Raw genomic sequence first — 16,359 nt, forward strand, 5'->3', positions numbered from 1 at the left:
TGCGGCCGCGTGCGCGGACGCGTCAGTCGCGGGGCTGGATGTTCCAGGCGTCGATGACGGGACGGCCGTGCTCGTACCCGAGCACGCTCACCGAGGCGGTGCCGAGCTTCAGCACGGCGCCGTCCTGCGGTGCGAGGCGGATCCACGCGGCGCCGAGCGCGCGGAGGACGTGCCCGTGGGCGACGACGATCGCGTCCTGCCCCTCGGCGAGGACCGGCCGGGCACGGTTGAGGATGCGCTCGACGCGGACCCGGACCTCGGCGGCGTTCTCGCCGGGGGTGTCACCGGCGGGCACGCCGTCGGTCCAGAGGTCCCACGGGCCGTGCCGGAGGACCTTGATCTGCGGCGTGGTGAGCCCCTCGTACGCGCCGTAGTCCCACTCGTAGAGGTCCTCGTCGAGCTCCGCGTCGACACCGACGAGCGCCGCCGTGTCGCGGGCACGCTGCAACGGGCTGGACAGTGCCAGCGCGAACGTGCGGTCCGCCAGGTACCGGCCGGCGCGCTTCGCCTGCTCGATGCCGTTCTCGGTGAGCGGGATGTCGGTGCGGCCGGTGTGCTGCCCGCTCTTCGACCACTCCGTCTCTCCGTGACGGACGAGGACGAGTTCGCCGGGGCGTTCCGAGGTCATGTGTTCCTTCCGATGAGCAGGCCGAGCGCGGCTGCGCCGACCGAGACGACGAGCATCCCGAGGCCGTTCAGGACGGCGAGCCGGGGCTTGCCGGATCGGAGGAGCTGTACGGTCTCGACGCTCGCCGTCGAGAACGTCGTGTACCCACCCATCATGCCCGTTCCGAGCACCGCGACGACCGGGAGCGGGATCGTGCCCGCCTGCCCGAGGCCCGTCAGGACCCCGAGGACGAGCGATCCGGACACGTTGATGACGACCGTGCCGAGCGGGAAGCCGGACACCCGGGCCTTCACGACGCCGTCGAGGAGGAAGCGCAGCGCCGCGCCGACTCCCCCGCCGACCGCGACGAGGAGCAGTTCGAGGGCGTTCACCGGGCGCCTCCGGACCGGAGCACCGTGGCGAGCCCGATGCCGGCCACGACGGCGAGCAGCCCCGCCGCCACCGTGAGCAGGGCGTACCCGCTGCCGGCGCCCCAGCGACCGACGTCGAGCAGCTGCGCGGTGTCGTCGGCGAGCGTGCTGTAGGTCGTGAAGCCACCGAGGATCCCGGTGCCGACGAACAACCGCAGGCCCCGACGACGCCCGACGTCCGGGCCGCGGTGCGCGAGCGCCTCGAGCAGGAGGCCGAGGCAGAACGCGCCGACGACGTTGATCGCGAAGATCGCCCAGCTGATGCCGTCGTGCGCCGGGAAGACCTCGGCGAGGAGCGCTCGGACACCGGTGCCGATCGCCCCGCCGAGTGCGACGACGCCGAGCATCGACCAGCGGAGGTGGGGTGGACGTTCGTGCACGGTGCTCCTATCGCCGAGCACGCCGGATCGTCTCCGCGCGTGCGGTGTTCTCGGGATAGGGACCGTTGGCGGCTGGCCGCGGTTGGGTCCGGCAGGCCCCACTGCCGGGTCTGACGACCGGATCAGCGTACCGCGTCAGTCCGCGACGGCCGCGATGCCCTCGATCTCGACGAGCTGGTCGTCGTACCCGAGGACGGTCACCCCGACGAGGGTGCTCGGCACGTCGTGGTCGCCCATGGCCTCGCGGACGACCTCCCACGCGGCCACGAGGTCGGCCTGCCGCGTCGACGCGACGAGGACCCGGGTCTGGGCGAGGTCGGCGATCCCGGCCCCCGCGGCGTCGAGCGCGGTGCGGAGGTTCTCGACGCACTGCGCCGCCTGACCGCGGACGTCGCCCACGGCCACGGTCCGGCCGTCGGCGTCGAGGGGGCACGCGCCGGCGAGGAAGACGAGTCGGCTGCCAGCGGGCACGGACGCGGCGTACGCGTACTCCGCGACGTCGCTGAGGGCACCGGAACGGATGAGCTGCACGACACTGGTCACCCCGTCAGCCTCGCAGAGCCGACCGGGACGACGAAAGCCCCCCGGCGGACCGGAGGGCTTTCGTACTGGTGTGACCCCAGCGGGATTCGAACCCGCGTTACCGCCGTGAGAGGGCGACGTACTAGGCCGCTGTACGATGGGGCCGTCACACATGGGAATCCCCCGCCCGGAAGCGGGGGTCATGGTCGTTGTCGGAGTCGGAGGCAAGCCACCTGTGGTGACCCCAGCGGGATTCGAACCCGCGTTACCGCCGTGAGAGGGCGACGTACTAGGCCGCTGTACGATGGGGCCGTTCCGACAACTCGACAAGTATTGCACAAGCCCCGCGCCGTGCCAAAACGAGGCGTGTCGCCCGGGTGCGCCGCCATGCCGCGGCGGGACAACCGCTCCGGTCAGATCGTGAGCGACTCCCCGGGACGGAGGACGACGAGCGAGCCGGAGGGCTCCACGGCCTCGCGGAGACGACCGGTGTGCATGCCGTAGCCGACGTCGGAGAGCGTTGCCTCGTGCACGGGGTAGGCCAGGCGGGGCCCGACCGCGAGGACGTAGTCCATCATCTCGGAGACCTTGAGCCACGGGGCGCCGACGGGTGCGGCGAGGACCTCGACCGGGACGTCGGGGACCGTGTAGGAGTCGCCCGGGTGGAAGAGCCTGCCGTTCACGAGGACACCGGTGTTGTCGACGATCGGGACGCTCGAGTGGATCAGGTTGTGGCGCGTGCCGTGGAACGACAGGTCGAACGGGCCCGCGGTGCGTCGGTCCCCGGCGGTGACGACGTCCACCACGACGTCGTCCGCGACGTCCGCGCCGTCCGCGCCGGCGAGCGCCCGGGCGACACCGGCGGGGCCGATCACGACCGCCCCGGGGTTCGCGCCGAGGATCCGCCGGACCTGCTCGGGCGTGACGTGGTCGGGGTGCTCGTGGCTGACGACGACGGCGACGACCCCGGTGACGTCGACGGGCCGGGTGAAGTTGCCCGGGTCGATGACCAGGCGCGCGCTGCCCTCGGTGACGATCTGGCAGGCGTGCTCGAGCTTGGTGACCTCCATGCGGGCGACCCTACGCGGCGGCGTGGCAGAGCGACGGCGCGGCGCGGCTTGGGTCGAACCACGAAAGCGACGACGAACCAGGCGCGGCGCCCGGTTCGACGTCGCGTTCGTGGTTCGGAGCTCGGCGATGCCACCGCCTACGCGCGGACGGCCCGGGGTGGCCCCGTCGTCGACCGCACCACGAGGTGCGCCGGGGACGCCGGCAACGGCCCCGCGAGCCCGCCGTCGACCTCGGCGAGCACGGCCCGAGCCGCGACCCGACCCTGGGCCACCGGGTCCTGGGCGATGGTGGTCAGCCCGGCGACCTCGCCGTACTCGTGGCCGTCGATGCCGATGACCGAGACGTCCTCCGGCACCGAGAGGCCCGCTCGACGCGCGGCGAGCACCACCCCGAGCGCCATCTCGTCCGACGCGCAGAACACCGCGGTCGGCCACGCACCGTCACGCCCGACACCGCGGCACCCGTCACGCCCGCCGAACAACGCCTCGCCCGCGTCGACGCCGCCCGCGAAGGAGAACCGCCCGTCGAGGATCCAGTCCTCCCGCACCGCGATCCCCCGCGCGGCGAGCGCGTCCACGAACCCGTCCCGCCGCAGCCACGGCACCGCCACGTTCATCCCCGCCTCGTCCTGTCCGCCGACGTAGGCCACGTCCCGGTGCCCGAGTCCGCACAGGTGCTCGACGGCGATCCCGGCCACGGCGACGTCGTCCACGCCGACGTTCCGGAGGCCCGGCGCCGGACCGCCGATCACGATCATGGGGTGCCGCGTGAGTTCGAGCTCGGCGCGCTCGGTCTCGTCGAGCACGAGCGACAGCAGGACGAGGCCGTCGACCCGGTGCCGCAGCATCGACCGTCGGAACGCCCGGTCGCGGTCGCCGCCGGGTCCGCCGAGGTTGTACAGCACCAGGTCGTACCCGGCCCGCCGCAGTTCGGCGTCGACACCGCCGAGCGCCTTGACGTAGAACCACCGGTCGATCACCGGGACGACGACGCCGATCGCGCGCTGCCGCCCCGTGGCGAGGCCGGCCGCCGCCGAGCTCGGTACGTACCCGAGCTCGTCGGCGACCCGTCGCACCTCGTCGATCGTGGTGTCCGCGACCGTCGACATCCCACGCAGTGCGCGGGACACCGTCGACTTCGACAGGCCCGTGACGGTCGCGATCTCCTGGATGCCCATGGACGGTCCCGGGAGGCCCGTCACCCGTCCGACGGCCGCCGCACGTCGGCGACGGGGCCGGTCTGCGCTCGCGCGACCGTCGGCACGCTGCCCGCCCCGGGGAGCGCACTGCCCGCCCCGGGGAGCGCCGTGCCGGGCGCTGCTCCGGGGATCGGGGCAACGCGCCGCGTCCGAGCGGCCCGACGACCGGCGGGCGCCAGTTCGTCCCACCCGACGTGGCGGTGCACCCGACCGTCCGCCGCGGGCTGCACGGCGATGCGGGACGGGTCCGACCGCCACCCCGACGGACCGGCACCGGCCGCGGCGACCGGCGCCGTCGACGGCCGCGCGACCGAAGCGTGGACCGGCGCCGCCCCGCCGACACCGTCGGTCGAACGGGTGCGGCGGAGCACCGACACCCGCCACCGGTCGAGCACCACCACGCCGAGCACGCAGACGAGCAGCGTGAGCGCCCAGCCGAGCGCCGGGCGACCGGTGAGCTCGCAGAACACTGTGGCCCCGAGGAACAGGATGCCGAAGGTGCCGACGAAGCCGATGGCTTCCTCGATCCGGGCCGTGGGCCGGGTCGGTCCGCGCTGTGCCATGGTCGTCAGCCCTTCACGCCGCCGGCGGTGAGGCCGGCCACGATGCGTCGTTGGAAGATGAGCACGAGGACCACGAGCGGGATCGTGACGATCGTGCCGGCGGCCATCACCGCCGTGTAGGGCTCCTGGTGCGGCTGGGACCCGGCGAACGAGGCGATCGCCACGGTCACCGGCTGCGTCGCGTCGCTCGAGAGCTGGGAGGAGATGAGGTACTCGTTCCAGCTCGAGATGAACGCCAGGATCGCCGTCGTGAACACGGCCGGGGCGGCCAGCGGCAGGATGATCCGTCGGAACGCCTGCACGCGGGTGCACCCGTCGATGCGTGCCGCTTCCTCGAGGTCCCACGGCATCTCGCGGAAGAAGCTCGCGAGCGTGTAGACGGTCAGGGGCAGCACGAACGAGATGCTCGGCAGGATCAACGCCTGGTACGAGCCCATCCACCCGATGTCCGTGAACAGCTGGAACAGCGGGGAGATGAGCGCGACGCCCGGGAACATCGACGCCGCGAGGATCGCACCGGCGATGAGCGACTTGCCCTTGAACTCCAGACGGGCCAGGGCGTACGCCGCGCTCGTGCCGACGAGCAGGGCGATGATCGTCACGACGCCGCCGATGAGGAGGCTGTTCGCGAGCGCCCGCCCGAGGTGGTTGCCGAGCGACGTCGAGAACGCCGTCGCGTAGTTGTCGAGCGTGACGTGCGTCGGCCACGGTGTGGCGTCGAACGTGAACCCGACGTCGCGGAAGCTGGTCACCACCATCCAGTAGAACGGCAGGAGGCACCAGACGGCGATGACGATGGCCTGCACGGCGGTGCGGATCCGCGGGCCGGTGTGGCGCTTGACCCGAACGTCGCTGCGGTCGACGGCGATGTCGCGGGCTCGGGCGTTGGACCGGGGACGGTCGGCTGCGAGGGTCACTTGAGCTCCCCCTTCTGCTGGGCGGCCTGCGTCTGCACCACGTTGGCGCCGAGGAACCGCACGAAGACGAACGCGACGATGAAGATCACCAGGAAGGTGATGGTCGACAGGGCCGACGCGGAGTTGAAGCCCTGCCGGATCTGTTCGACGACGAGGATCGACAGGGTCGTGGTGGCGTTGCCGGAACCACCGCCACCGCCGGTGAGGATCGCCGGCAGGTCGTACATGCGCAGCGCGTCGAGCACGCGGAACAGGACGGCGACCATGAGCGCCGGCTTGATGAGCGGCAGGGTGATGAGCACGAAGCGCTGGACGGTGGAGGCGCCGTCCATCTTGCCGGCCTCGTAGACCTCTTCCGGGATGAGCTGCAGCCCCGCGAGGATGAGCAGCGCCATGAACGGCGTGGTCTTCCAGGTGTCGGCGATGATGACCGCCCACCGGGACGCCCACTCGCCGCTCGTCCAGAGGATCTGCTGCCCGATGACGTGGTTGAGCACGCCGTTCGCGTCGAAGATGAAGTACCAGAGCTTCGCGGTGACGGCGGTCGGGATGGCCCACGGCACGAGGATCGCGGCACGGACGAGGGCGCGGCCCTTGAAGTTGCGGTTCATGATGATCGCCATCCACACGCCGATCACCGTCTCCAGGGCGACGGTGACGACCGTGAAGAAGAACGTGTTGCCCATCGACACCCAGAACTGGGAGCCGAGGCTGCCGGGTGGGCAGGTGACGTTCCCGCACTGCTGCCCGAGCCAGTGCACGTAGTTCGTCACGCCGGCGAAGCCGCCCTCGACGAAGAGCTGGGTCGCCTTGTCGAGACCCTGGTCGAGCTGGAACGACTGGATGATCGCGCTGACCACCGGGTAGCCGATGACGATGGCGAGGAGCACGATCGTCGGGCCGATGAGGTACACGGCCCATCGGCCGTGCTCGGCGTTGAGTCCGCCCTTGCGCCGCTTCTGCGGCTCCATGCCCGTCGGGTTGGGGATGGCGGCGGGGATCTCGGTTGCTGCTGACACGTGACGGCCTCCTTGCCGGGTGTCGGAACGCAGGATGGGACGGACGGGAGGCGCGGGGCGGGGTCGACCCGCGCCTCCAGTCCGATGCGGCGTACGCCGCGTACTCGGGTGCTAACTGCCGCTGCTGGTGGCCGTCTTGAGGGCCGCCTGCATGTCCTTCATCGCCTCGTCGACGCTCTTCGATCCCTTGAGCGCGGCGTAGGTGTTGTCCTGGATCGCCTTCGTCACGGCCGGGTAGAACGGCGTGACCGGGCGCGGCTCGGCCGACTCGATGGACTTGAGCAGGGTCGGCAGGTAGGGCAGCTTCGCCGTCAGCTCGGAGTCGGTGTAGAGGTCACCGACGACCGGTGCGAGCGAGCCCTGCGTGGCGAAGAACTTCTGCGTCTCGTTCGACTCCAGGAACTCCAGGAAGTCGTGCGCGGTCGCCTTGTGCTTCGAGTACACGCTGATCGCGGCATTGTGACCGCCGAGCGTCGAGGCGCCGGTGCCGTCCTTGCCGGGGATCGGCGCGATGCCGAAGGTGTCCTTGACCGTGCTCGACCCGTCCGTCTTCGCGAGGCTGTAGACGTACGGCCAGTTGCGCAGGAACAGCAGCTTGCCGGCCTCGAAGGCGGTGCGGCCCTGCTCCTCCTGGTAGGTGATCGCCTCGGCGGGGATGTTGCCGTCCTTGAAGGCGTCGACCAGGTTCTGCAGGCCGGCCTTCGCGTCGGACGTGTCGACGTCCGGCGTGCCGCCCTTGCTGAGGACCGAGCCGCCGGAGCCGTTGATCGCCTCGGAGGCGTTCACGGTCAGGCCCTCGTACTTCGCGAACTGCCCGGCGTAGCAGCCGATGCCGGCCTGCTTGGCGATGTCGCAGTCCTGCATCATCTCGTCCCAGGTGGTCGGGGGCGTCTTGACGAGGTCCTTGCGGTAGTAGAGCAGCGCGCCGTCGGAGGTCTGCGGTGCCGCGTAGAGCGTGTTGTTGTAGGTGGCCGTCTTGACGGTGGCCGGCAGGAGCTTCGACGTGTCGATCTTCATGCTGCCGGTGAGTGGGGTGAGCCAGCCCTTCGCCGCGAACTCGGCGGTCCAGACGACGTCCACGTCGACGACGTCGTAGTTCGCGTCCTTCGCCTGGAAGTGCTGGACGAGGTCGTCGTGCTGCTGGTCGGCCTGGTCGGACTGCTCCTTGAAGGTGACCTTCTCGTCGGGGTGGGCCTTGTTCCACTTCGCGATCAGGGGGCGGACGACGTTCGAGTTGTCCTTGCCCTGCACGTAGGTGATGGGCCCGCGGCTGTCCTGACCGTTCTTGGCGTCGTCCGACGCCGAGCTGCCGCTCGAGCACCCGGTCAGCACGAGGCCGATGACCGCGATCCCCGCTACGGATGCGAACCGCACTTTGGCGCGTGTTGTCTTCACAGTGTCGTCTCCACGTTGAGATCACCAGGCGAGGACGACCGGGTCGACGCTGCCTGGAGCAGGCGACGCTGCCTGCTGGAGGAGGAAGCTACGCCCGCTCTCAGCCGTTCGCAACCGGTTGCAAAGATTCCGTGACCTGCTCGTGACCACCGTGCGCCGTTCGCTTTTCGGGTGTGAGCGCTCACCCTCGTCCGGGGGCTCGTCAGCGCGGCCGTGCGGGGTTCCGCACGATCACCGCCAGCGGCCCCGCTCCCCGTTGTCGCCGCCGCGGCCTGGCACCTACCGTCCACACCATGGCCACCACCAGCACCGCTCGTGCACTCCCCGCACCCCGACGCGTGATCGACGTCGACCTCGACGCACCGCTCCCCCGCCTCGTCGCGGACGGCACGGGCTCGTCCGCGCTGGTGATCGGCTACCGCGGCGGGCGTCCGACGGGCACGCTCGACGTCGAGCTCACCGACGACCCCGCCGACGCCGCCCGTGCGCTCGGATCGCTGCGGGAGACCGTGCTCGCCGACGTCGAACCGGTGCCGGACGCGCTCCTGCCGACGATCTCCGTGGTCGTCTCGACGGTGGTGGACCGCGTCGAGGACCTCGGCGCACTGCTCGACGTCCTCGAGCACCTGGACTACCCCGACCACGAGGTGATCGTCGTCGACAACCGCGTCCGGGTGCCCGCCGACGACCGGCTCCCGGCACTGCTCGCGGGTCGGGGCGTGCGCCTCGTGACGGAGCGCCGGCCCGGCCTGTCCGCCGGCCGCAACGCCGGGGTCGCGGCCGCCCGCGGCGAGGTCGTCGCGTTCACCGACGACGACGTGCGGGTCGACCCGCAGTGGCTGCGCGCACTCGGCGCGCGGTTCGTCCGCGAGGCCGACCTCGACGCGGTGTCCGGCGTGATCCTCCCCACCGAGCTCTCGACGCCCGCGCAGATCTGGTACGAGGCGTACTACGGCGGGTTCAGCGGCGAGCGCACCTTCGCGCCCGTCACGATCGTCCCCGACGACGTCGCCGGCACGATGCGGCACGCGCGGGTGCAGGCGGTCCGCCCGGACGGGTCGGTCGTGAAGCACTTCGCCGTGTACGGCATCGGCGCCTACGGCGCGGGCGCCAACATGGCGTTCCGGCGGTCGGTGATCGACGCCGTCGGCGGGTTCGACACCACGCTCGGCGCGGGCTCCCCGGCCCGTGGCGGCGAGGACCTGGCGATGTTCATCGAGACGCTCTGGCGCGGTGGGCGCATCGGGTTCGAGCCGCGAGCGGTCGTGCACCACCGGCACCGGCAGAGCATCGAGGACCTGCACAAGCAGCTGCACGGCAACGGCGTCGGGTTCACCGCGCTGATGTGCGCCCTCGCCGCCAAGGACCGGCGGCACGTCGCGGTCCTCGCCCGGCTCGTGCCCGCCGCCGCGATGGTGAAGCTCCGCGAGACGGTCGGACGGCTGCGCACCGGCAGCGCACCGGCCCCCGCTGCCGTCGAGTCCGCGCCCGTCGGTCCCGCGATCCCCGCCGTCCCGGACGCCGGGGTGCCGCGGTCCCTGGCCTACCACGAGCTCCGGGGCTTCCCGGCGGGCCCGGCGGCGTGGTTCCGCAGCCGTCGTCGCTGGCGGGACGTCGAGGCCGGCCGGTTCCACGCCGGGTGAGCCCGCGGGCGGTTCCGCGCCCGGCCCCCTCGGTCGGCGGACGCGTCGCTCCCAGCCCCGTAGGATCGGTGCAGCTGCCCGTACCGCGCGGGTCGGAGGAGGACGCATGCCGCTGGGGCCCACGCTCGTGCTCGAGCCCGTCACCGTGCCGACGTCCCACGCCACCACGGAGACGGCCGTCTGCGTGTGCGGCCACGCGCAGGACGCCCACGAGCACTACCGGCCGGGCAGCGACTGCGCCCTCTGCGACTGCCCGAGGTACCGCCGCCGCCGGTGACCGCTGCGGGAAACCGCCGCTTCCCCGCACCCGCCCCGGGACCGCCTTGTCGGTGTCCGGACGGCCCTGTTCACTCGAGACATGGCCAACTCCCCCGCGGCGCTCGCGTGCATCGTCCTCGCCCACGAGGACCCCCAGCACGTCCGACGACTCGTCGAGGCACTCGACCCGTTCCCGGTGTTCCTGCACGTCGACGCGCGCACCCCGGACGACGTGCACCGTGCGATGACCGAGGGGCTCCCCGACCGGGTCCGCCTCCTGCCGCGACTGCGGACGGGCTGGGCGAAGTGGGAGAACGTCGCGGCCGAGGTCTCCGGCTACCGTGCCGCCCTCGCCGAGACCGGCGCGCGCCACGTGGCGGTGCTGACCGGCAGCGACTACCCGCTGGCGAACCCCGCCGAGATCACCGCACTGCTCGACGCCCACCGTGACCAGTCCTTCCTCATCCCGCACCCCCTCCCACACGCGGCGTGGGGCGCCAGCGGCGGGGTCGCCCGGATGCGGTACCCGCACTGGGCGTGGCGGAAGCACATGCTCCGCCTGCCGATCCCCCGCCGGATCCCGCGTGACGTCGTGCTCACCGGCGGGTCGCAGCTCAAGGTCCTCAGCGCCGCACACGCGGCCGCGGTCGTCGATGTCGTCGATGCCCGTCCCGACCTGGTCCGCTTCTGGCGCCGCACCTGGATCGCCGACGAGTCGTTCGTGCCGACCGTGCTGAACTCCCCCGCCCTGGTCGACGGCTTCGCCGAGGACCACGTCCCGCACACCCTGTGGTTCATCGGCTGGGACGGCTCGAAGATGAAGAGCCCGCCGTGGCTGACGCTCCCCCACGCTGGTCGACTCCTCGAACGATGGACGACGGACCCCACCGCGATGCCGCACCTCTTCGCCCGCAAGTTCTCGACCGCTGCGAGCTCGGACCTGCTCGATCTCGTCGACCAGGCGTTCGGACTCCGACAGCACGTCCGGACCCCGGAGGTGGGTGTCTCGTGACCGTTCCCCAGACCCGCCGCGAGGCCCGCCACGCCGCAGCCACCCCGCCCGACGCCGACAGCACCGGTCGGAAGGCCGCTGCGGTCGAGGCCGCCGAGGCAGCCGCCGCCGTCGAGGCCGCCGCCCACACCGTCCCCGACACCGGCAGCACCGCGGTCCAGAAGGGCGCGTCCGTCCTGTTCGGCCGTGGCCTGCTGTACGTGGTCGTGTGGTCGATGCAGCTCGTCGTCAGCTCGCTGATCTCGCCGGTGCTCGCGCACCTCATGCCGCTCTCCGAGTTCGGGGTGCTCGCCTCGGCGATCGCGCTCTACCAGGCGCTCGTCGTGCTCGCGGTCGCGGGACTCGACCAGGCGTCCGTGCTGCAGCGCGCCGAGGACGGCGGTGACGACCGGAAGGCCCGCGGGCTCATCGCGGTCGGCATCGTCCTCGCAGCCGTCGTCACCGCGGTCGCCCTCGCCACGATCCCGCTCTGGGGCGACGTCGCCGGGTTCGTCGGCGAACACCCGATCCTGCTCGTCGCCGTCCTCTGGATCTTCCCCGCCGCGGTCGTGCAGCTCTCCCTCGCGATCCTGGTCGCCCAGGACCGCATCCGGGTCTTCGCGGTCACGAGCCTGCTGTCCTCGGTCGGCGGTTCGATCATCGGCCTCGGCCTGCTCGTGTTCGTGCACGCCGACGCCACGACCTACGCCTGGGGCGGCGTGTTCGCCCAGGCCGCCGCGATGGTCATCGGCTTCGCGGCGACCCGGCCTCGCCTCGCCGGTCTGTTCGACCGCCAGACCACCGCACGGGCCTTCAAGCTCGGCGTGCCGATCGCCCTCGGCAACCTGTCCTACTTCGTGCTGAACGCCGGCGACCGGATCGTCGTGCAGCGGCTGCTCGGCCCGGACGAGGTCGCGCGCTACCAGATCGCCTACGTCGTCGGCTCCGCCGTGATCCTCCTGCTGACCTTCACGAACCAGGCGTGGGCACCGCACTTCGCGGCGCTCCGGGACGCCGTCGCCCGTCGACAGCTGGCCCTGCACGCCCGGGACCAGCTCTACCTGCTGCTCGCCCCGGTGCTGCTCGCGGTCACCCTCGTGTCACCGGTCGCGCTGCCGATCCTCGCACCGGCGTCCTACCGCGTGCACGAGCTCACCGTCGTGGTCTTCATCGTGGCGCTCACGGCGTTCCCGGTGATCGCCAGCGGCGCGACCGGACGGCTCCTGCTCGTGGAGCGTCGCGGCGTCGCCGTCGGGGTGATCGCGGCCATCGCCGGTGCCGTCAACATCGGCGCGAACCTGCTGCTGGTCCCGCTGCTCGGCATCGCCGGGGCCGGGGTCTCCACGGTCTTCGCCTACATGGTGCTCGCGGCGCTCCAGCAGCTCTCGCTCCCCGACCGCCGGGAGTGGCGCGGCCCGCGTGCCCGGACGGTCCTCGTCCTGGCGGCCGTGGTGGTCGTCGCCGGGGTGTCCGTCCTCCTGCCCCAGGACCTCGTGTGGAACATCGTCCGCGTGGCCGGCGTCCTCGGCTGCCTGCCCTGGTTCATCCGCAGGCTCGCGATCGCCCGAGGAGGCACACCGTGACCCACGCCCCGGAACGCCCCGACCGTCGACTGCGGATCGCGGTCGTCACGAACGGGCTCGCCATCACCGGCGGGGTCGAGCGGTGCGTCCTCGAGGACACCCGCGAGCTCGTGCGCGCCGGGCAGGACGTCGAGGTCTGGCACCGCGGCCACCTCGCCCCGGGACCCGACGGCGCCGAACCCGGCAGCGACCAGTTCGCCGAGCTCGGGGTCGCCCTGCACCGCACCGGCGACCGGTCCTTCGGCCTCCGCAGCGCAGCCGGCGACGCCGCACGGTTCGTCCTCGACGGCCTCCGCCTCCGCCGCTCGCGCCCCGACGTCATCTGGCTGAACCGGCCCGAGCACCTCCCCTGGGGCCGTGTGGCGTCCGTGGTCTCCGGCGTCCCGCTCGTCGTGCACCTGCACCACGCGCCGAACTACCGACGCCTCGGGCCGATCGCCGGCGGCCGCACGCACTACCTGGCCGTCTCGCACGCGATGGCTCGCGCGTGGGCGGACGTGGGCATCCCGGCCTCGCGGATCACCGTCGTCCCGAACGGCGTCGACACCGCCCTCTTCCCCGCGGCCACACCGTCCGCGACAGTCCGCGCCCGCCGCACCCTCGGGCTCGACGACGACACCCGGACCGTCCTCTACTACGGCCGCCTCACCCGGTCGAAGGGCGTGCTCGCACTACTCGAGGCCTGGCGCCTCGTGCTCGAGCAGGACGCCGAACGCCACCGCGCCCGCGCGCCGCGCGCCGCCGTGCGTGCCCTCACCCCCGCGCTCGGGCCCGCCGGCACGCACCACGCCACGCAGCCGCACCACCCGCCCGTGCTCGTGCTCGCCGGAGCGGCCGCGCCCGACGACGCCGAGGACGTCCGACGCGCCGTCGCGTCCCTCCCCGCCGGCTCCGTCGTGCTCCTCCCCGAGCGGGACGACGTCGTCACCCTGCTCCACGCCGCCGACATGGTCGTCGTGCCGTCCATCGAACCCGAGGGCTTCGGCCGGGTCGTCGTCGAGGCGATGTCCGCCGGCCGCCCGGTCGTCGCCGCCGCGAGCGGTGGCACGGGCGAGATCCTCGCCGGCGAGTGGGCGACGTCGACCGTCGACCCGACCGACCCCGAGGCGCTCGCCACCAAGGTCCTCGACACCCTCGACCGCGCCGACCGCGACCCCTCCCTCGGCGAGCGCTGCCGCGCCTGGGTGCGCGACCACTACGGCCGCGGACCGCACGTGGCCGGACTCCTGCGCGCCCTGCTCACGCACGCCCGTCGCTGAAGCCCAGGAGGCGCGGCTCCCCCTGGCACCGCCCCTCCCGTCCGTCGCGTGCTCGCGCCCGTGTCGCCCTCTGCTCGCCGCCTGACCGTTCCGGTTCGCGATCCCCGAGGATCACGAACCAGAACGGTCACACCTCCCGTCCGCAACGTGCTCTCCCCGCGCGATGTCCGCCGTTCCCGCAGGCGTCCGCCCGCCGGTACCGCGCCGCTCGCCGCGATGAGGTCGCGCCCACGACGACGGCCACCCGCGGCGGCACGCGCCGCACCAGCGTGCGAGGTCGCGCGCACGGTGCGACGCCTCGCGGGCCGCACCGCGCGCGGAACCTCGCACGCTGCGCCCGCGACCCGCGCAAACGCGCGGACGGCGGACGGGGAGGCGCGGTGCCCACCGGCACCGCGCCTCCCCGTCCGCCCCGTGGTGGCGCCGACGGCGACGGTCACCCGCGGCGGCACGCGCCGCACCAGCGTGCGAGGTCGCGCGCACGGTGCGACGCCTCGCGGGCCGCACCGCGCGCGGAACCGCGCACGCTGCGCCCGCGACCCGCGACCCGCGCGAACGCGCGGACGACGGACGGGAGGCGCGGTGCCCACCGGCACCGCGCCTCCCGTCCGTCGAGTGCTGCCGGGTCAGCCGGTGAACGCCCGGAACTCGGCCAGGCCGACGTTCCGTGTGCTCGCCGACACCCCGGTGACGGTGAACCGGACCCACGTGACGTTGCGTGCCGAGAAGTCCACCGCGAGCGGCGACGCGTCGTTCGGGAGTGTCCCGACCGCCACCTGGCTGCCGTCGGAGAACGTCAGGGTGCCGCTCGTGACCTGGTCGTCGCTGTTCGGCCGGTCGTACAGGACGACCCGGTTCACCGCCTTCGACGAGGACCAGTCGAGCTGCAACCAGACACCGGTCGTGCCCCAGGGAGCGACCCACTCGGCGGTCGTGTTGTCGGGGTAGCCGCTGATGACCCCGTCGATCGCCTTGGCGGCGGTCTGCCCGGTCGAGGTGTCGTCCCACGCCGCGGTGGCGGTCGCCGAGCCCGTGACGTCGGTCGCGCCCCCGGGCGTCGGCGTCGGCGTCGGGGTCGGCGTGGGCGTCGGGGTCGTGCTGCCCGGGGCGAACGTCCGGATCTCCGCCAGGCCGACGTTGCGCGTCGTCGCGCTGACGCCGGTGACGGTGAACTTCACCCAGCTGGCCTGCCGCGACGAGAAGGTGACGCGGGTGAACGCGCCGCCGTTGTCGAGCGTCGGCACGGCGACGCTGCTCCCGTCGGAGAACGTCAGCGTGCCGGCCGTGACCTGGTCGTCGGCGTTCGGACGGTCCGCGAGGTCCACGGCGCCGAGCGTCACCGGGCTCGACCACGCGAGCTGCAGCCACGAACCGGTGCCGCCCCCGCGGGTCGCCCATTCGGCGGTCGGCGCGTCGGGGTAGCCGCTCGCGACGCCGTCGACGGCCTTCACGGCGGTCTGTCCGTCCGCGGGGTTCTCGCTGCTCGCGGTGACGGCCGCACCGGCGGTCACGTCGGCTCCGACGGACCCGCCCGAACCGGTGCCCGGGTCGGTGGGCGTCTGCGTGCCGACCGTGTACTCACGGCTGAGCCACGAGCCCTCGGGACGCGACGAGCAGGACGCCACCGAGGCGCAGGTCTCGGCGTCGTACGCGGAGTAGGCGAAGAACGCGTTCCCCTTCGCCTGCGTCTGCGCGGCGGTGAGGTTCGAGGGCTTGTCCGCGACCGGGTACCCCATGTACCCGGTGAGCGTGCTCGCCGTCGTGAGCTGCTGCTGCGCCGACTTCGTGAGGTACGCGACGGTGTGGTGGTCGCTGTGGTCGCCGTCGCCGTAGGTGCCGACGTGGTCGAGGGTGTGCACCTCCTGCGGCCCGTACCCGTTCATCAGCGCGAGCACGGTGGCCTGGAGCTGGGCGAGCGTGTAGGTGGTCCCGTAGGTCGCACCGGAGACCGTGCTCATGCTCGTGATCGAGCGCTGGTAGAGCTTCTGCAGGCTCTGGTACCGGGTGGCGGCGAACCCGGAGCCGTCGATGTTGCCGTCCGGCAGCTGCAGGTAGACCAGGCTGAGCCGTGGGTCCGCCGTCAGGGTGCGCGTCACGACCGTCTTGCCACCGGCGCTGACCGAGCCCGAGGTCCAGGCGTTCGTGACGCCGGCGAGGTTCGCGTAGGCGGCCTCGAGGCCCGTCTGCCGGCCCTTCCAGTACGTGGCGGACTTGCCCGCGTCCCCGGCGGTGACGATGACCGAGCGAACGCACTTGTCCGCGTCGATGTCCTTGCGGAGCTCGGTGCCCTCGAACAGCAGGTCGTCGTCGGCGTGCGCGACGACGGTGAGGACCTTCCCCGCGCTGCACTCCGCGGTGGTCGCCGCACCGGCGCTCGACGGCGCGAGGAGGCTCGGCGCCGAGACGGTGGCGCCCGTGATGACCGCTGCCGCGACCGCGAGTGCCACCTTCCAACGGCGTCGGATGGTGGCACTCGGGGTCGGGGCGTCTCGCTGCATGTCGTCTTCTGTGCGTGGGTGGGT

General features: G+C 72.7%; 16 protein-coding genes and 2 tRNA genes. 5 read left to right on the forward strand and 13 right to left on the reverse strand.

The window, feature by feature from the left end; all coding sequences use genetic code 11:
* Positions 1–22: 22 nt before the first annotated feature.
* The 12 genes from JSX79_RS13310 to JSX79_RS13365 form a co-directional block, all read right to left on the reverse strand.
* Positions 23–628 (reverse strand): histidine phosphatase family protein, encoded by a 606-nt coding sequence (locus tag JSX79_RS13310; RefSeq protein WP_070416429.1) that lies wholly within the window; start codon positions 626–628, stop codon positions 23–25.
* On the reverse strand, positions 625–999 hold the full coding sequence (gene crcB, locus JSX79_RS13315) for a fluoride efflux transporter CrcB (protein WP_071296136.1): 375 nt from the start codon (positions 997–999) through the stop codon (positions 625–627). Before crcB ends, JSX79_RS13310 begins: the two co-directional genes overlap by 4 nt.
* Positions 996–1,385, reverse strand: coding sequence for a CrcB family protein (locus tag JSX79_RS13320; protein WP_071296328.1), 390 nt, complete (start codon positions 1,383–1,385; stop codon positions 996–998). Before JSX79_RS13320 ends, crcB begins: the two co-directional genes overlap by 4 nt.
* A 168-nt stretch (positions 1,386–1,553) precedes the next feature.
* A complete protein-coding gene (locus JSX79_RS13325) occupies positions 1,554–1,961 on the reverse strand; it encodes a RidA family protein (RefSeq protein WP_229086634.1) in 408 nt (135 codons plus the stop codon).
* Positions 1,962–2,032: 71 nt separating this feature from the next.
* Positions 2,033–2,105: transfer RNA gene (locus JSX79_RS13330), tRNA-Glu, on the reverse strand.
* A 71-nt stretch (positions 2,106–2,176) separates the two neighbouring features.
* Positions 2,177–2,252 (reverse strand) — tRNA-Glu (locus JSX79_RS13335).
* 101 nt (positions 2,253–2,353) lie between these two features.
* The gene (locus JSX79_RS13340) at positions 2,354–3,010 is read right to left on the reverse strand and encodes an MBL fold metallo-hydrolase (RefSeq protein WP_229086635.1); all 657 of its coding nucleotides are present in this window, start codon (positions 3,008–3,010) and stop codon (positions 2,354–2,356) included.
* A 137-nt stretch (positions 3,011–3,147) separates the two neighbouring features.
* Complete coding sequence (locus JSX79_RS13345; RefSeq protein ID WP_229086636.1) at positions 3,148–4,188, reverse strand: LacI family DNA-binding transcriptional regulator; 1,041 nt, start codon at positions 4,186–4,188, stop codon at positions 3,148–3,150.
* Between the two features lie 20 nt (positions 4,189–4,208).
* Positions 4,209–4,772: a hypothetical protein gene (locus tag JSX79_RS13350; RefSeq protein ID WP_229086637.1), complete on the reverse strand. Its 564-nt coding sequence runs from the start codon at positions 4,770–4,772 to the stop codon at positions 4,209–4,211.
* A gap of 5 nt (positions 4,773–4,777) precedes the next feature.
* A complete protein-coding gene (locus JSX79_RS13355; RefSeq protein ID WP_374475467.1) occupies positions 4,778–5,590 on the reverse strand; it encodes a carbohydrate ABC transporter permease in 813 nt (270 codons plus the stop codon).
* 95 nt (positions 5,591–5,685) lie between these two features.
* Positions 5,686–6,660, reverse strand: coding sequence for a carbohydrate ABC transporter permease (locus JSX79_RS13360; RefSeq protein ID WP_071296132.1), 975 nt, complete (start codon positions 6,658–6,660; stop codon positions 5,686–5,688).
* A gap of 159 nt (positions 6,661–6,819) precedes the next feature.
* Positions 6,820–8,082, reverse strand: a complete 1,263-nt coding sequence (locus JSX79_RS13365; protein WP_229086638.1) for an ABC transporter substrate-binding protein — start codon at positions 8,080–8,082, stop codon at positions 6,820–6,822.
* A 314-nt stretch (positions 8,083–8,396) separates the two neighbouring features.
* On the opposite strand from JSX79_RS13365, the gene JSX79_RS13370 reads away from it, so the two are divergent.
* The 5 genes from JSX79_RS13370 to JSX79_RS13390 all read left to right on the forward strand — a co-directional run bounded on the left by JSX79_RS13370 (position 8,397) and on the right by JSX79_RS13390 (position 13,837).
* Positions 8,397–9,746: a glycosyltransferase gene (locus JSX79_RS13370; protein ID WP_229086639.1), complete on the forward strand. Its 1,350-nt coding sequence runs from the start codon at positions 8,397–8,399 to the stop codon at positions 9,744–9,746.
* A gap of 106 nt (positions 9,747–9,852) precedes the next feature.
* Positions 9,853–10,023: a hypothetical protein gene (locus tag JSX79_RS13375; protein WP_156794728.1), complete on the forward strand. Its 171-nt coding sequence runs from the start codon at positions 9,853–9,855 to the stop codon at positions 10,021–10,023.
* Between the two features lie 81 nt (positions 10,024–10,104).
* Entirely contained in the window at positions 10,105–11,016 is a 912-nt protein-coding gene (locus JSX79_RS13380) for a beta-1,6-N-acetylglucosaminyltransferase (protein WP_229086640.1), read from the forward strand.
* Positions 11,013–12,578 carry a lipopolysaccharide biosynthesis protein gene (locus tag JSX79_RS13385; protein WP_229086641.1) on the forward strand — a complete coding sequence of 522 codons (1,566 nt, stop codon included), beginning with the start codon at positions 11,013–11,015 and terminating at the stop codon, positions 12,576–12,578. Before JSX79_RS13380 ends, JSX79_RS13385 begins: the two co-directional genes overlap by 4 nt.
* A complete protein-coding gene (locus JSX79_RS13390) occupies positions 12,575–13,837 on the forward strand; it encodes a glycosyltransferase family 4 protein (protein WP_229086642.1) in 1,263 nt (420 codons plus the stop codon). Before JSX79_RS13385 ends, JSX79_RS13390 begins: the two co-directional genes overlap by 4 nt.
* A 626-nt stretch (positions 13,838–14,463) precedes the next feature.
* On the opposite strand, the gene JSX79_RS13395 is transcribed toward JSX79_RS13390, so the two are convergent.
* Positions 14,464–16,359, reverse strand: a 1,896-nt coding sequence (locus tag JSX79_RS13395; protein WP_229086643.1) for a PIG-L family deacetylase, incomplete at its 5' end; no start/stop codon positions are given.

It is taken from the genome of Curtobacterium sp. GD1, assembly GCF_020882855.1.
GTDB lineage: Bacteria > Actinomycetota > Actinomycetes > Actinomycetales > Microbacteriaceae > Curtobacterium.

Excerpts from the sequence above, each read along its gene's own strand:
- JSX79_RS13350 (WP_229086637.1), bottom strand. The coding sequence starts at position 4,772 with ATGGCACAGCGCGGACCGACCCGGCCCACGGCCCGGATCGAGGAAGCC.
- JSX79_RS13320 (WP_071296328.1), bottom strand. The coding sequence starts at position 1,385 with ATGCTCGGCGTCGTCGCACTCGGCGGGGCGATCGGCACCGGTGTCCGA.
- JSX79_RS13340 (WP_229086635.1), bottom strand. The coding sequence starts at position 3,010 with ATGGAGGTCACCAAGCTCGAGCACGCCTGCCAGATCGTCACCGAGGGC.
- JSX79_RS13310 (WP_070416429.1), bottom strand. The coding sequence starts at position 628 with ATGACCTCGGAACGCCCCGGCGAACTCGTCCTCGTCCGTCACGGAGAG.
- JSX79_RS13370 (WP_229086639.1), top strand. The coding sequence starts at position 8,397 with ATGGCCACCACCAGCACCGCTCGTGCACTCCCCGCACCCCGACGCGTG.
- JSX79_RS13360 (WP_071296132.1), bottom strand. The coding sequence starts at position 6,660 with ATGGAGCCGCAGAAGCGGCGCAAGGGCGGACTCAACGCCGAGCACGGC.
- JSX79_RS13345 (WP_229086636.1), bottom strand. The coding sequence starts at position 4,188 with ATGGGCATCCAGGAGATCGCGACCGTCACGGGCCTGTCGAAGTCGACG.
- JSX79_RS13380 (WP_229086640.1), top strand. The coding sequence starts at position 10,105 with ATGGCCAACTCCCCCGCGGCGCTCGCGTGCATCGTCCTCGCCCACGAG.
- JSX79_RS13375 (WP_156794728.1), top strand. The coding sequence starts at position 9,853 with ATGCCGCTGGGGCCCACGCTCGTGCTCGAGCCCGTCACCGTGCCGACG.